Source organism: Sandarakinorhabdus sp., from assembly GCF_041689835.1.
Lineage (GTDB): Bacteria > Pseudomonadota > Alphaproteobacteria > Sphingomonadales > Sphingomonadaceae > Sandarakinorhabdus.
Map to the genome: position 1 here is coordinate 1 of NZ_JBDNFM010000078.1, position 14,279 is coordinate 14,279.

At 65.2% G+C, this 14,279-nt stretch carries 13 protein-coding genes; 5 read left to right on the plus strand and 8 right to left on the minus strand.

Annotated features, from left to right (window positions below; genetic code table 11):
• Positions 1 to 92: 92 nt before the first annotated feature.
• Positions 93 to 1,142, minus strand: a complete 1,050-nt coding sequence (gene epmA, locus ACESL8_RS03975) for an EF-P lysine aminoacylase EpmA (protein WP_372916198.1) — start codon at positions 1,140 to 1,142, stop codon at positions 93 to 95.
• 76 nt (positions 1,143 to 1,218) lie between these two features.
• On the opposite strand from epmA, the gene efp reads away from it, so the two are divergent.
• From efp to katG, 4 genes are all read left to right on the plus strand, one after another.
• A complete protein-coding gene (gene efp / locus ACESL8_RS03980; RefSeq protein ID WP_372916200.1) occupies positions 1,219 to 1,791 on the plus strand; it encodes an elongation factor P in 573 nt (190 codons plus the stop codon).
• Between the two features lie 33 nt (positions 1,792 to 1,824).
• Entirely contained in the window at positions 1,825 to 2,019 is a 195-nt protein-coding gene (locus tag ACESL8_RS03985) for a hypothetical protein (protein WP_372916202.1), read from the plus strand.
• Between the two features lie 21 nt (positions 2,020 to 2,040).
• Positions 2,041 to 3,723, plus strand: coding sequence for an amidase (locus ACESL8_RS03990; protein WP_372916222.1), 1,683 nt, complete (start codon positions 2,041 to 2,043; stop codon positions 3,721 to 3,723).
• A gap of 141 nt (positions 3,724 to 3,864) precedes the next feature.
• A complete protein-coding gene (katG, locus tag ACESL8_RS03995) occupies positions 3,865 to 6,090 on the plus strand; it encodes a catalase/peroxidase HPI (protein ID WP_372916204.1) in 2,226 nt (741 codons plus the stop codon).
• A 68-nt stretch (positions 6,091 to 6,158) separates the two neighbouring features.
• On the opposite strand, the gene ACESL8_RS04000 is transcribed toward katG, so the two are convergent.
• The gene (locus ACESL8_RS04000; RefSeq protein ID WP_372916206.1) at positions 6,159 to 6,755 is read right to left on the minus strand and encodes a murein L,D-transpeptidase catalytic domain family protein; all 597 of its coding nucleotides are present in this window, start codon (positions 6,753 to 6,755) and stop codon (positions 6,159 to 6,161) included.
• Between the two features lie 78 nt (positions 6,756 to 6,833).
• Between ACESL8_RS04000 and ACESL8_RS04005 the strand changes: the two genes are divergently transcribed.
• Complete coding sequence (locus tag ACESL8_RS04005; protein WP_372916208.1) at positions 6,834 to 7,739, plus strand: L,D-transpeptidase family protein; 906 nt, start codon at positions 6,834 to 6,836, stop codon at positions 7,737 to 7,739.
• Positions 7,740 to 7,757: 18 nt separating this feature from the next.
• On the opposite strand, the gene ACESL8_RS04010 is transcribed toward ACESL8_RS04005, so the two are convergent.
• The 6 genes from ACESL8_RS04010 to ACESL8_RS04035 form a co-directional block, all read right to left on the minus strand.
• Complete coding sequence (locus ACESL8_RS04010) at positions 7,758 to 9,032, minus strand: NAD(P)/FAD-dependent oxidoreductase (RefSeq protein ID WP_372916210.1); 1,275 nt, start codon at positions 9,030 to 9,032, stop codon at positions 7,758 to 7,760.
• On the minus strand, positions 9,029 to 10,375 hold the full coding sequence (locus ACESL8_RS04015) for a glutamine synthetase family protein (RefSeq protein WP_372916212.1): 1,347 nt from the start codon (positions 10,373 to 10,375) through the stop codon (positions 9,029 to 9,031). Before ACESL8_RS04015 ends, ACESL8_RS04010 begins: the two co-directional genes overlap by 4 nt.
• Before the next feature lie 13 nt (positions 10,376 to 10,388).
• Complete coding sequence (locus tag ACESL8_RS04020; RefSeq protein WP_372916214.1) at positions 10,389 to 11,807, minus strand: aminotransferase; 1,419 nt, start codon at positions 11,805 to 11,807, stop codon at positions 10,389 to 10,391.
• 3 nt (positions 11,808 to 11,810) lie between these two features.
• The gene (locus tag ACESL8_RS04025; protein WP_372916216.1) at positions 11,811 to 12,542 is read right to left on the minus strand and encodes a gamma-glutamyl-gamma-aminobutyrate hydrolase family protein; all 732 of its coding nucleotides are present in this window, start codon (positions 12,540 to 12,542) and stop codon (positions 11,811 to 11,813) included.
• Positions 12,539 to 13,672, minus strand: coding sequence for an ABC transporter ATP-binding protein (locus ACESL8_RS04030; protein WP_372916218.1), 1,134 nt, complete (start codon positions 13,670 to 13,672; stop codon positions 12,539 to 12,541). Before ACESL8_RS04030 ends, ACESL8_RS04025 begins: the two co-directional genes overlap by 4 nt.
• The coding region (locus ACESL8_RS04035) for an ABC transporter permease (protein ID WP_372916220.1) at positions 13,672 to 14,279 on the minus strand (608 nt) is incomplete at its 5' end. The genes ACESL8_RS04030 and ACESL8_RS04035, both read right to left, overlap by 1 nt.

Below are 14,279 nucleotides of genomic sequence, written 5' to 3' on the forward strand. Positions count from 1 at the left end.
CGCTGTCGGCGCGTTGGATGCTGGCCTGCGCCAGCATGACGGAGGAAAGAGGAAGAAAGCGGGGCCCCGTGTCGAGCACGGGGTGACGGGGCTCAGGCTGGAAACGGCGTCCAGATCACCTGGTTGATGTGGGTGCCGCCCAGCGCCAGCAGAGCGAGGCGGTCGAAGCCCAGCGCGACGCCGCTGGCCGGCGGCATGTGGGCCAGCGCGGCGATGAAATCCTCGTCGATGGGATAGCGGCGGGCGTAAAGTCGGTATTTTTCGTCCATGTCGGCCACGAAGCGGCGGCGTTGTTCGGCCGCGTCGGTGAGTTCGCCGAAGCCGTTGGCGAGTTCGACGCCGCAGGCATAGGCTTCGAAGCGTTCGGCCCAGCGCGGATCGGCGGGGGAGGGGCGGGCCAGCGCGGCTTCGGCCACGGGATAGTGGGTGAGGACGCTGAGGCGGCCGTCGCCCAGCTTGGGTTCGATGAGCCGCACGATGACGCGGCTGAACAGATCGGACCAGGTATCGTCGGCGCGGACGTCGATACCGATGCGGGACACTTCGGCGGCCAGCGCATCGCGGTTATCCAGGCAGGCGGCGAGATCGATGCCGGCGTGGGCGGTGAAGGCGTGTGCCACCGTGATCATTTCAGGATCGGCATGGGCGTCGCAGGTGCGGCCCTGCCATGCGAGCGCGCCATTGCCGCCGGCGTCTTGCGCGGTGCGGGCGAGGGCGAGGGTGTCGGCGACCACGTCCGTCCAGTCGGCCCCTGAGTCTTTGCCCGCGCGGTACCATTCGATCATGGTGAATTCGGGGGCGTGGAGCGGGCCGGCCTCGCCATTGCGCCAGACGCGGGCGAAATCGACGATCCGGGTTTCGCCGGCCGCGAGCAGTTTCTTGGCGGAGAATTCGGGGCTGGTGTGGAGGTAGAGCGTGGATTCCGTGCCGCCTTCTGGCCGCCACGTGACGGGGAAGCCGTGCAGGTGGGTTTCGTTGCCGGGGGACACTTGCACGGCGCCGCATTCGACCGTGATGAAGCCCTGGCCCGCGAACCAGCCGGCCAGCGCGGCCTTGACGCGGCCCCGCCCCAGCAGGAACGGCCGGCGATCGGCGTGGATGTCGGCGTGCCAGAACGGGCGGCCCTGAATGGCTTGGGTCATGATTTTCCTTGAATTGGCGTGATGCATTGCCCTAACCCGAACGCAACGTCGCGCGGGTTCGCGCAAAGGGGACAACATGGTCAAGGATATCGCCAGCAATTTCCGCAAGGGCCAGGTGATCGAGCACGAAGACGGCCAGCTGTATGTGGTGCTGAAGGCCGAAACATTCCGCCCCGGCAAGGGCACGCCGACCACCTCCATCGACATGCGCCGCATTGCCGATGGCGTGAAGACGGAGATCACCGTGAAAACCACGGACACCATCGAACGCGCTTTCGTCGAGGAAGTGCCGCACAATTATCTGTATCTGGACGGCGCGGATTATATCTTCATCAACAACGAAAACTATGAACAGATCAGCCTGACCGGGGCGATGATCGGCGACGGCCTGATGTTTTTGCAGGAAAATGCCGAGTGCAGGATCCTGATGTTTGACGGCAAGGCCATCACCATCACGCTGCCCAGCCGGGTGACCATGGAGATCATGTCCACCGAGCCGGTTGTAAAGGGGCAGACCGCATCATCAAGCTACAAGCCGGCCACGGTTGAAACGGGCGCGCGCGTGATGGTACCGCCGCACATCGGGGTTGGCACGCGCATCGTGATCAACACCGAAGACAGCAGCTATGTCGAGCGTGCCAAGGACTGAGGCAGCCGGCACGGCAGCAGCGGGGGGGAACCGATGAAGCATGTGGGGCGGGCCTTGGTGATGGGGGTGCTGGCGCCAGCTGTTCATGCCGCGCCGCAGGCGGTGAAGCCGCCGATCGAGGTGGCCGAAGCTTCGATCACGCAATTGCAGGCGGCGTTGGCCAGCGGCGCTGTTACATCGCGGCAACTGGTTGCAGCCTACAGCGCGCGGATCTCCGCCTATGATTAAAACGGCCCGGCGCTCAACAGTATCGTGACGCTCAATCCTGCCGCACTGGCGCAGGCCGATGCGCTGGACCGTGAGCGGGCAGCCAAAGGCCCGCGCGGGCCGCTGCACGGCATTCCGGTGCTGGTGAAGGACAATTTCGACACGCACGACATGCCGACAACCGCTGGCGCGCTGGCGCTGGCGACGTTGCAGCCGGCCAGCGACGCCTTTCAGGTGGCAAAGCTGCGCGCGGCGGGTGCCATCATCCTGGGCAAGACCGCGATGCATGAACTGGCGGCTGGCACCATCACCATTTCCTCTCTCACCGGCCAGTCGCGCAATCCTTACGATCTGCGGCGTTCACCTGGCGGATCGAGCGGCGGCACGGGCGCTGCGCTTGCGGCCAGCTTTGCCGCCGCGGGCATGGGCAGCGATACCTGCGGTTCAATCCGCATCCCGGCTGCGTATCAAAATTTGTTCGGCTTTCGCACCACGCGCGGGCTGGCCAGCCGCAGCGGTGTGGTGCCGCTGTCTGATACACCGGATGTGGCCGGGCCGCTGGCCCGCAGCGTAACCGATCTGGCCATCATGCTGGACGCGACGGTGGGCGAGGACCCGGCGGATGCGGTGACCAAGGGGGCGGGCGCGCATGTGCCGAAATCCTATGCGGATGCGCTGCAACCGGGGGCATTGAAAGGCGCACGCATCGGCGTGCTGCGCAGCCTGTTTGCCGTGCAGCCAGCCGATCCCGATGGCAAGGACGTGTATGACAAGGCCATTGCGGCGATGCGCGGGGCCGGCGCCGAATTGGTGGATGTGGCGATCCCGGGGCTTGATGCGTTGCTGGCGGATTTCAGCACCGGGCCATTTGAATTTGCCGAGGATTTACAGCGCTATCTGGCGGGGCATCCGGGCGCGCCGGTGAAATCGCTGGCCGATATCGTTGCCCGCGGCTTGCATCATGATCAGCTTGATACGCGGCTGCGCGACGGGCTGGGCAAACAGGATCGGCAATCGCCGGGCTATCAGGTGGTGCTGGCCAAGCGCACGGTGGTGCGTGCCGCTACCGATGCGCTGTTTGAACGCGAACGGCTGGATGCGGTGATCTATCCCACGTCGCTGGGCCGGCCGCCGGTGATCGGTGCGGAGAACATCGCCAGCAATTGCCCGTTGAGTGTCGTGAGCGGGCTGCCGGCGCTGGCGATCCCGGCCGGATTCACGCCGCGCGGGTTGCCGGTGGGCCTGGAATTGCTGGGGCCGGCCTTTGCCGAACAAAAGCTGCTGGGCCTGGCCTATGGCTGGGAGCAGCTGGCCGCGCCGCGCCGGCCGCCGTTCAGCACGCCGCCGCTGGTGGCCGGCAAGCCGCCGGGGCCGCAGCAGGCGGCAGCGAAAATTGCCGGTGCCGGTTCAAGCCGAGCCACGATCCGCGTGCGGTATGAACCAACGACGGCGCGGCTACATGCCGATGTGGAGGCCAGTGGCACCGGCCAGGATGCACCCTTGGCAGCCGCGCTGCACCGCAGCCACGACAGCGGGACTGGGTTCGGTCCGGGGCCGATTTTGGCGCCGGTGCTGCTGCGCGGCCAACGGCGGGGCAGCGCGGATGTGGTGCTTGATGCACTGGCGCGTGCCGATTTGCAGGCTGGGCGGCTATATGTGGTGCTGTACACGCCCGCTGCGCCGTTGGGCGCAGGGCAGGCCAAGCTGGTTTTCATGCCTGAATAACCCTGGCGGGTAATTGCAGCGTTGGCTTAGCGATTTTTTCGATTGCGGCAGGCAGGACAATCAATTTCTCGAATGAATCCGCTGGTACTATCCCCCTTGGTATCGGGAAATACCCGTATATCAACACAGGGGTACAAGCAGATGTCGCGTACATTCGGATCAATCGTGGCGTTGGCCATTGCCAGCCTTGCCAGTGCCCCAGGCGCTGCTGCGGCAGAAGCAAACATGACGGCAAACACGTCGGCAAATACTGGCGCACAGTTCTGGTGGCCGGAAATGGTCGATCTGTCGCCGCTGCGCGCGCAGGCGCCGTCGTCCAATCCGTATGGCGCCAATTTCGATTATGCCGCTGCGTTTGCCAAGCTCGATCTGAAAGCGGTGAAGGCTGATATCGCGCAGGTTCTCACCACCAGCCAACCGTGGTGGCCGGCTGATTATGGCAATTATGGCCCATTTTTCATCCGCTTGGCGTGGCACAGCGCCGGCACCTATCGCATCGGCGATGGCCGCGGCGGTGCGGGCGGCGGCCAGCAGCGTTTCGAACCTCTGAATTCGTGGCCGGACAATACCAACCTCGACAAGGCCCGCCGCCTGCTGTGGCCGGTGAAGGCCAAATATGGCCGCGCCTTGAGCTGGGCCGATCTGATAGTGCTGGCCGGCAACGTGAGCCTTGAAACCATGGGCTTCAAGCCGTTTGGTTTTGCGGGCGGGCGCACTGATGATTGGGAAGCCGACAAGGTGTATTGGGGCCCCGAAAACAAGATGCTGGACGACAAGCGTTACAGCGAAGGCCGCAAGCTGGCCAAGCCGCTGGGCGCCGTGCAGATGGGGCTGATTTATGTGAACCCGGAAGGCCCCAATGGCGTGCCCGATCCGCAGCTGGCCGCCAATGACATCCGCGAAACCTTTGGCCGCATGGCGATGAACGACGAGGAAACCGCTGCGCTGATCGCCGGTGGCCATACGTTCGGCAAGGCGCACGGCGCTGCAAAGGCTGACAATGTCGGCAAGGAACCGGCGGCGGAAAGCCTTGAAAAGCAGGGCATGGGCTGGGAAAACAAATATGGCACCGGCAAGGGCGCCGACACCATCACGTCGGGCCTGGAAGGCGCGTGGACATCGGCCCCGACCCAGTTCACCATGCAGTATCTGGAAAATCTGTACCGGTTTGATTGGGTGCAAACGCGCAGCCCGGCGGGCGCCATCCAGTGGGAACCCAAAGACGCCAAGGACCAGAAATTTGTGCCGGATGCGCACCGCGCCGACGCCTTCCACGCGCCGATGATGTTCACCACCGATATCGCGCTGCGCACCGATCCTTCGTACAAGAAGATCACGCAGAGCTGGCTGAAGAACCCCAAGGCGTTTGAAGATGCCTTTGCCCGCGCCTGGTTCAAGCTGACCCACCGCGACATGGGGCCCAGGGCGCGGTACATCGGTGCCGATGCGCCCAAGGAGGTGCTGAGCTGGCAGGATCCGGTGCCGGCGGTGGACTATCCGTTGGTGAACGATGCCGATGTGGCCGCGCTGAAGGCCAATGTGCTGGCCAGCGGCCTGAGCGTGCCGGAATTGGTGCGCACGGCGTGGTCGGCAGCGGCGTCGTATCGCGGCACCGATGGCCGCGGCGGCGTGAACGGTGCACGGCTGCGGCTGGCTCCGCAAAAGGATTGGGCGGTGAACAACCCGGCCGAACTGGCCAAGGTGCTGCCGGTTCTTGCCAAGGTGCAGGCCGATTTCAACAAGAACAGTGCGAGGCGGGTGAGCATGGCCGATCTGATCGTGCTGGCCGGCAATGCCGCAGTGGAGAAGGCTGCACGCGATGCCGGCGCGGTGCTGGCGCTGCCGTTCACGCCGGGGCGCACCGATGCCACGCAAGCGCAGACCGATGCAGCCAGTTTCGCTGCGCTGGAGCCCAAGGCCGATGGTTTCCGCAATTACTGGACGGCGGACAGCGTGTACAACCCCACGCAGGCGCTGGTTGACCGGGCCAATCTGCTGGGCCTGACAGTGCCGGAAACCACCGTGCTGGTTGGCGGGCTGCGAGTGCTGGATGCCAATGCCGGCGGCGCCAAAACCGGCGTGTTCACCGCCAAGCCGGGCGTGCTGACCAACGATTGGTTTGTGAACCTGCTCGGCATGGGCACCAAGTGGCAGAAATCGGCCACCGAAGGCCTGTATGATGGCGTTGATCGCACCAGCGGCGCGGCCAAATGGACGGCAACCCCGGTTGATCTGCTGTTCGGCAGCCACAGCGAACTGCGCGCTGTTGCCGAAGCCTATGGTGCGGCCGATGGCCATGCCCAGATGGTGCAGGATTTCGGCCGGGCCTGGACCAAGGTGATGAACAACGACCGCTTTGGCCGGTAAGCATAGGCCCGGCTCCTCACGGAGCTGAACCGGGCGGCGCTTCTCGTTAGGGAAGCGCCGCCCTTTTCTTATGCGCGGCCCGAATAAAGCAGGTGGCCGGGGCCGAGGCGTTCCAGCACGAGATCGACATCGGTTTGGCAAAAGGCAAAACAGCCTTCGCTGCGGCCCAGCTTGCCGGTTTGTTTGAGCACCTGCGGTTCGCAATACCAGGCGCCGTGGATGACGATGGCTCGGGATTCCGCCGTCTGATTTTCCGGGTCCAGCCCGATCAATCGGCGCGAGCGGCCGTGCTGGCCCACATAAGCGGCGCCGGTGAGATAGGCGCCTTCGCTGCTGGCAGCGGAACCGGGCTGGGCGGAAAAGCGGTGCAGGAAACCCGAATGGGCGGGATCGGAGCCGCGCCCGTGCGCGACGCGCAATGCTGTCACCTTGCCGCTGCCGGGCTCGAACAGGAAAAAGCGCGGGACGGCGCTGTGCATGCCATAATCGGCGATGGCGACGATATCCTTGTGGGTAATTTGCGCAGCGCGGCGTTGAAAGGCATCGCGCGCGCGTTCGAGCAGGTGCGGGTGGGGGGCAGCGGGGGGATGCGGGGCAGCAGCCTTTGCCAGCGTCGCCAGCCCCGGCGCAGCGGTGCCGGCGGCGGCAAGCGCAGCACTACCCATGAACGCACGGCGAGATAGGTGGAAGTCACGGCTCGACATGCAACAACCACATAGGGGACGTTGAGGGGAATTACAGTGATGCATCGTTCAACCGCCCCTATTCTCCGCCAGACAGCGGCTTTTATCGCCCTGTTGCTGGCCCAGGCAGCCATTGCCCAGCCGCAATCGGCTGTGGCAGCAAGCCCTGCCGCCAGCCCATCGGCGAGCCCGGCGGCTATTGTGGCAGGCAACCCCGCAGATCGACTCGCCGCGCTGGACGTCGCCGCGCTGGGTCCGGCGGCCCGCACCGCTGCTGCTGCCAGCCTGGAACAATGGCGCAAGCTGGACCCGCCGCCGCCGGGGCGCTGGCTGCTGGTCAATATCCCGGCGTTCGAAATCAGCCTGTATGACGGCGCCGTGCGCACCGCGACGTGGCGCGCCATCGTGGGCAAGGCCAAAACGCCAACACCGACGTTCAGCGGGATCGCGGCGGGCGTCATCCTCAATCCGTGGTGGGACGTGCCGGCCAGCATCGCCGCCGAAAGCGTGCGCCGCATCGTGGCGCGCAATCCAAAGCGCGCCGCGCGCGAAGGCTATGTGAAGCAGGGCGATCGTTACCGGCAGAAACCTGGCCCGGCCAACGAGTTGGGCGAAATGAAACTGGATTTCGCCAACGCCTACAGTGTGGGCATTCACGACACGCCGTCGCGAACCCTGTTTGAAAAGGCCAGCCGCGCGTTTTCGCATGGTTGTATCCGGGTTGATGATCCGTTCGGTTTTGCCGCCGCGCTGCTTGGCCCGCCTGTCAGCCGCGACAGCCTGAAAACAGTGGCGGAGCATAACCGCGACACCCAGCGCCTGGCCTTTGCCGAGCCGATGCCGGTGATCGTTGGCTATTTCACGGCTGAAGTGGCTGATGATGGCGCGCTGCGATTGTTTGGCGACGTGTATCGCCGCAATCCGGCCGCCAGTTCTGCCGCAGCCGGCGGTGATTGCCGCAGTTGATGCGGTAGCTTGCCGGGTTCACCCCGTCCGGTCGCGCAGGGCATACCAGAGCATGCCGAGCACGTGCAGCGGGCCCTTGAGCATCTGCCCGCCGGGAAAGCCGGGCGGCGCGGCGGCGGCGAACTGGCTGAAGCGGGTTTCGTCGCCCTGAGCGGCTTCAGCGAGCAGCGCGCCGCCAAGCGTGGACAGCACGGCGCCCTGGCCCGAATAACCATGCGCCCACAACAGCGGCCCATCGCGGCCGATGTCGGGCAGGCGGCTGCGGGTGACCGACACCAAGCCGCCCCACGCATGGGACAGTCCGACGCCGGCCAGCATCGGGAAACTGCGTTCCAGAAACGGCCGCACAAACGCCGCCATATCGGCCGGGGGGCGCGGCGTGTAGCGTTCGCCGCCGCCGAACATCAACCGGCCATCGGGCGTGCGGCGGAAATAATTGACGACGAAACGGCTGTCGCTGACCGCGTGGTTGCCGGGGATCAGCCCGGCGCCGCCATCGGGCAGCACATCGGTGGTGACGATATAGTTGCCCACCGGCATGATGCGGCTGTTGATGCGCCGATTGAACGGGCCGAGCAGCGCATCGCCGGCCACGATGGCCTGCGCTGCGGTTATAGTGCCGGTGGGTGTGTACAAAACCACGCCGCCGGCCCGCCGTTCCAGCCGGGTGACCGGGCTGGATTCGTGCAGCAACGCGCCGGCTGCGGCGGCGGCGCGGGCGAGGCCCAGCGTGTAATTGAGCGTGTGGAAATGGCCGCCGCCGCCATCGAGCAGCGCCCCGTGGCTGGGGCTGGCAACGGCGGCCCGGGCGGCGCCGGCATCCAGCACGCGCATCCGGTGGTAACCCAGCCGGGCGGCGGCGGCGGCTTCTCGCGCGAAACCATCAAGATCGCGCGGGCGCACAGCAGTGGTGAGATGGCCGGTGAGCGCCAGATCGCAATCGATGCCGTGCCGCGCGACCAGATCAACAACCAGATCGCGCGCCGATAGCGCCAGATGGAACAGGGCGGCGCCGCGCGTCTCGCCGAAATTTTCCAGCAGATCAGCTGCGCCCTGCCGCAAGCCCGGAATGATCTGCCCGCCGTTTCGCCCCGATGCGCCGTGGCCGATGCGCGCCGCCTCAACCAGCACCACGCTGACCCCGCGCTGCGCCAGGTGCAGCGCCGCCGAAAGGCCAGTGGCGCCGCCGCCGATGATGGCGACATCGGCGCGCGTGTCGCCGGCCAGCGCGGGGCGGGGCGGGCTGGCCGCTGCGGTTGCTGCATACCAGCTGTGATCGACGGCGATGTTCACACCTTGAGCAGCAGGTGATCACGCTCCCAACTGCTGATCACGCCCTGGAAGGCTTCGAGTTCGGCAGCCTTGATGCTGGTGAAGCTGCGGAAGAAATAATCGCCGAGCAGCGCTCGCACCGGGTCGCAATCGTTGAAGCGTTCGAGCGCGGATTCCAGGCTGCGGGGCAGGGTGCGCGCAAAATTATAGGCGTTGCCCGAGGTTTTGGGTGATGGCTCCAGTTCCTCGGTCATGCCCAGATAGCCAGCGACGAGGGTGGCCGTCATCGCCAGATAGGGATTGGCATCGGCGCCGGGCAGGCGGTTTTCAACGCGGCGGTTGTGGCGATCGGTGATTGGCACGCGCAGGCCGCAGCTGCGATTGTCACTGCCCCATTGCACGTTGATCGGCGCGCCATGATCGGGGCGCATCCGGCGGAAACTATTGACATTGGGGGCAAACATTGGTGCGAGTGCCGGCAGATAACCCTGCAACCCGCCAACAAAATGCCGGAACAGCGCGGCATCGCTGCCATTTGCATTGGCAAACAGATTGTGGCCGTTGGCCATATCCACAACCGATGTGTGCAGGTGCATGGCGCTGCCCGGCTGATGTTCCATCGGCTTGGCCATGAAGGTGGCATAGACGCCGTGTTTCAAGGCGACCTGGCGCACGATGCGTTTGAACAGCATCACCTGATCGGCAACGCGCACCGGATTGCCGTGGACGAAGTTGATTTCCAGCTGGGCAGTGCCGGCTTCGTGGATCATCGTATCGAGATTGAGATCTGCGGCCTCGGCATATTCATAGATCGCCTCGATCAGATCTTCGTGCTCGGTGATGGCTTCGAGGCCGTAAGGCTGCGACGAGGTTTCGGCGCGGCCCGAACGCCCGGCCGGCGGCGTGAGCGGAATATCGGGATCGGGATTGGGCGCGGTGAGATAGAATTCCAGTTCCGGCGCCATCATCGGCTGCCAGCCGCGTTCTTCGTACAGCGCCATGACGCGTTTGAGCAGGTGCCGCGGCGAGGAAGCCCACGGCGTGCCATCACTGTGATGCGCATCGGCAAACACATAGGCGGTGGGCGTCTTGAAACCCGGCGCCACGCACAGGGTGGACGCATCCAGCCGCAGCACCATGTCCGGATCGGTAAACGCCTCCACGTGTTCATCGACGTCGGCATATTCACCGGTGATCGTGAGTGAAAACACCGACGATGGCAGGCGCAGCGCGTTGTTGCGGGAAAACTGCACCAGCTTGGCCGCCGGAAACACCTTGCCGCGCAGCACGCCGTTCATGTCCGGCACCAGGCATTCCACTTCGGAAATGCCGTTGTCGCGAACCCAGTCACCAATATCGGCCATCAGACGGCCTCCTTCACAAATCGCGCAGCACCGGTTCGGCGGCATCCAGCGCGGCGCTGATCGTATCGACAATCCGGTCGATTTCGGCGTGGCTGATGATCAGCGGCGGGCTCATCACGATCGAATCCTTGACGCCGCGCACCATCAAGCCATTGGCGATACAGATATCACGTAGCACGATACCGGCCTTGCCGCCCCCGCCTTCTCGAGATCCAAAACGCCGGTTTGTGCCTGGTTCTGCCACAATTTCCACTGCGCCGATCAGGCCCAGGCTGCGGGCTTCGCCCACGAGGCGGTGGCCGGCCAGATCGGCCAGGCACTGCGCCAGATAGGGGCCGGTATCCTCGCGCGTGCGGCGGATCAGATCTTCGCGTTCGATGATTTCGAGGTTTTTCAAGGCGACGGCAGCGGCCGTGGGGTGGCCGGAATAGGTGTAGCCGTGGACGAAATCATCCGGGTTGGACTTGATGGCAGCAACGATGAAATCGGCAACGCCCACCGCCGAGATCGGCAGATAGCCCGACGACAAGCCCTTGGCCATCGTCACCAGATCGGGCGTGAAGCCATAATGCTGGTGGCCAAACCATTGCCCCAGCCGGCCAAAGCCGCAGATCACTTCGTCGCAGCACAGCAGGATGCCGTATTTGCGGCAGATTGCTTCGACGCGGGGCCAGTAGCCAGCGGGCGGAATGATGACACCGCCAGCGCCCTGCACCGGTTCGCCGATGAAGGCCGCGACATTTTCAGGGCCGGCGGCGAGGATTGCGTCTTCCACCGCCTGCGCGGCGCGGGCAGCAAAGGCGTCCTCGCTTTCGTCAAAACCCTCGGCGAATTTATAGGGCTGCATCACGTGCACGATGCCGGGCAGCAACGGCCCGCCTTGGGTGTGCATCGACGCCATGCCGCCCAGGCTCATGCCGGCGATGGTCGATCCGTGATAACCGTTGGTGCGCGAGATGATCACCTGCCGCTGCGGCTGGCCCAGCACCTGCCAGTAATGGCGGACGATGCGGATGAGCGTGTCGATGGCTTCGCTGCCCGACGAATTGAAGAAGATGTGCGAAAAATGCCCGCCCAGCAGGCCAGCCAGTTTGGCGGCCAATGTCACCGTGGGCGGTGCCACCGTTTTGAAGAAGCTGTTGTAATAGGGCAGTTCGAGCATCTGATTATAAGCTGCTTCAGCCAGTTCGCTGCGGCCATAGCCGACATTCACGCACCACAGGCCAGCCATGCCATCGAGCAGCCGCATCCCGTCGCCGTCGATGATATTGCAGCCTTCGCCGCGCACGATGATGCGGCTGCCGCCCATATCCTCCAGCGCCTGCCAATCCTGTTGCGGCGCCAGGTGGTGGGCGACATCCAGCCGGCGCAGTTCGGCGAGGTCGTGGTTGCGCAGCGGAACGGCAGGGGGCGGTGTGGCGGGCGGGATCATCGATCAGTCTCCGGAAAAAAGGGGCAGGCTGCGCAGCGCCCGGCCGAGCAGTCGGAAAAACAGCGCGGAATCGGGATCGGTGTCGGCGTGCCATTCCGGGTGCCATTGCACGGCAAGCACCGTTGCACCGCCGATCCGCGCCGAAACCGCCTCCACCATGCCATCGGGCGCGGCCGCTTCGATCGTCAAGTCGCTGCCGAGACGATCAATGCCCTGATAATGGACAGAGTTCACCCGCAAGGCAGCGCGGCCGTGCACACGTTCGAGCAGGCCGCCCGGGGTGAGGCTGACCGCATGATGGTGATCGAACATGTCCGTGAAGCCGACATCGTCGGGGGCGTGGTGATCCCGCACCTCGCGGGTGAGGGTGCCGCCCAGCGTGACATTGATTTCCTGCAGGCCGCGGCAGATGCCGAACAGCGGCTTGCCCTGCGCCAGCACTTGACCAACCAGCCCCTGCATCATCGCATCGCGCCCCGGATCGAACGGCGCATCGCCGGGCTGCGGATCGCCATACAGCCCGGGTTGCAGATTGGACGGGCTGCCGGTGAGCAGCACGCCGTCGAGCCGGTTGATCACCTCGTGCGCGGTCATCAGATCGGGCAGCGCCGGCACCAGCAGCGCGGCGCAATCGGCGTGGCGCATGGCAGCGCTGACATAGCGGTTCATCACCGCCTGCGCCGGCTCCACGCCCACTTGCCGCGTGCAGCAGATGATGCCCAACACGGGTCTCATGACAACAGCACCGCCGGCGAACAAGCATGCCACGCCAGCCAGACCGGTTCGCCGAGCGTAAAATCCTCCTGGTCCCAGCGGGTGAGGTTGGAGCGCAGCGCCTTCAACTTCTGGCCGTCGGGCAGCGACACTTCATACAGCGATTCACTGCCCAGATAGGCGATGTGGCTGATGGTGCCGGCCACGGCATTGCGCCCTGCTGGTGCGTCCCCCAGCCCTGGCGGAGCGGGGGCGGCCTTGTGCAGTTCGATCTTTTCCGGCCGCAGCGCCAGCCATAATGTGGTGCCGGCGGCCCCGGTGACGCCGTGATCGAGGAACACCGGCTGCGCCATGCCGGGCACCGCCACTTCGGCATGATCGGGTTCATCCACCACCAGCGTGCCTTCCAGCAAGTTTACCGATCCGATGAAATCGGCGACAAAACGGCTGGCGGGAAATTCATACAGATCCGATGGGCTGGCGACCTGGCTGAGCAGGCCGCGCTGCATCACTGCGCAGCGATCGGCCAGCGCCAGCGCTTCGTCCTGATCGTGCGTGACCATCACGAAGGTGATGCCGACCTGCGCCTGCAACTGGCACAATTCGGTGCGCATCGCCTCGCGCAGCTTGGCATCCAGCGCCGACAGCGGCTCATCGAGCAGCAGCACGCGCGGCCGCTTGATCAGCGCCCGGGCCAGCGCCACCCGCTGCCGCTGCCCGCCCGACAATTGATCGGGCCGGCGGCTGCCAAGGCCATCGAGCTTGACCAGTGCCAGCGCTTCCTCGACGCGGAGTGCGCGCTGGGCGCTGCCGATCCCGTCCACCTTGAGGCCGTAGCCGACATTTTCGGCCACGCTCATGTGCGGGAACACGGCATAATTCTGGAACACCATGTTGACCGGGCGGCGGTTGGGCGGCACCGCAGTCATGTCGTGGCCGTCGATCAGGATGCGGCCTTCGGATGGCACTTCAAAGCCGGCGAGCATCCGCAGCAGGGTGGTCTTGCCGCAGCCCGACGGGCCGAGCAGCGCAAAAAACTCGCCTTCGCGCACCTCCAGATCAACCCGGTCCACCGCCACCACCTTGCCGAAACGCTTGGTGACGCCTTCGAAGCGAATGATGGGCTGGCCGGAGGATGCTTTTGGGCTCATTATGCGGCCTGCTTGGCGATATCCGCCCCCTGCAGCCACAGCGCCAGCGCCGTGAGCGCCGCCGTGAGCAGGATGAGCAGAGTGGACGCGGCGTTGACCGCCGGGGTGACCGAGAAGCGCACCATCGAATAGACCTTTATCGGGAAGGTGATGGTGTCTGGCCCCGAGGTGAAGAAGGTGATGACAAAATCATCGAGGCTGAGCGTGAAGGCCAGGAGCGCGCCCGCCACCAGCCCCGGCACCATGTGCGGCACCATGATATCGCGGAAAATGCGCCATTCGCCGGCCCCAAGATCGCGTGCGGCTTCGGCCAGCGCGCCATCGAAACTGGCCAGCCGCGCCCGCACCACCAGCGCCACGAAGCTGAACGTGAAGGTGGCGTGGGCGATGATGATGGCGCCCAGATTGGCCGGCCACGGCAATTCGGTGGGCCACGGCACGATCGTGGTGAAAAACACCAGAAAGGCCACGCCGAGGCAGATTTCCGGCACCACGATCGGCAGACCGAGCACGGCTTCGAGCGGGGCCTTGCCGGCAAAGCGAAAGCGCCACAGCAGCAGCGCAGCGGCCGTGCCCAGCACCAGGCTGATAACCGTGGAGGCCGCCG

What these genes read in the sequence shown, in the direction of transcription:
- epmA (WP_372916198.1), bottom strand. Translation starts at nt 1,142, where the DNA reads ATGACCCAAGCCATTCAGGGCCGCCCGTTCTGGCACGCCGACATCCAC.
- efp (WP_372916200.1), top strand. Translation starts at nt 1,219, where the DNA reads ATGGTCAAGGATATCGCCAGCAATTTCCGCAAGGGCCAGGTGATCGAG.
- ACESL8_RS03985 (WP_372916202.1), top strand. Translation starts at nt 1,825, where the DNA reads ATGAAGCATGTGGGGCGGGCCTTGGTGATGGGGGTGCTGGCGCCAGCT.
- katG (WP_372916204.1), top strand. Translation starts at nt 3,865, where the DNA reads ATGTCGCGTACATTCGGATCAATCGTGGCGTTGGCCATTGCCAGCCTT.
- ACESL8_RS04000 (WP_372916206.1), bottom strand. Translation starts at nt 6,755, where the DNA reads ATGGGTAGTGCTGCGCTTGCCGCCGCCGGCACCGCTGCGCCGGGGCTG.
- ACESL8_RS04005 (WP_372916208.1), top strand. Translation starts at nt 6,834, where the DNA reads ATGCATCGTTCAACCGCCCCTATTCTCCGCCAGACAGCGGCTTTTATC.
- ACESL8_RS04015 (WP_372916212.1), bottom strand. Translation starts at nt 10,375, where the DNA reads ATGGCCGATATTGGTGACTGGGTTCGCGACAACGGCATTTCCGAAGTG.
- ACESL8_RS04020 (WP_372916214.1), bottom strand. Translation starts at nt 11,807, where the DNA reads ATGATCCCGCCCGCCACACCGCCCCCTGCCGTTCCGCTGCGCAACCAC.
- ACESL8_RS04025 (WP_372916216.1), bottom strand. Translation starts at nt 12,542, where the DNA reads ATGAGACCCGTGTTGGGCATCATCTGCTGCACGCGGCAAGTGGGCGTG.
- ACESL8_RS04030 (WP_372916218.1), bottom strand. Translation starts at nt 13,672, where the DNA reads ATGAGCCCAAAAGCATCCTCCGGCCAGCCCATCATTCGCTTCGAAGGC.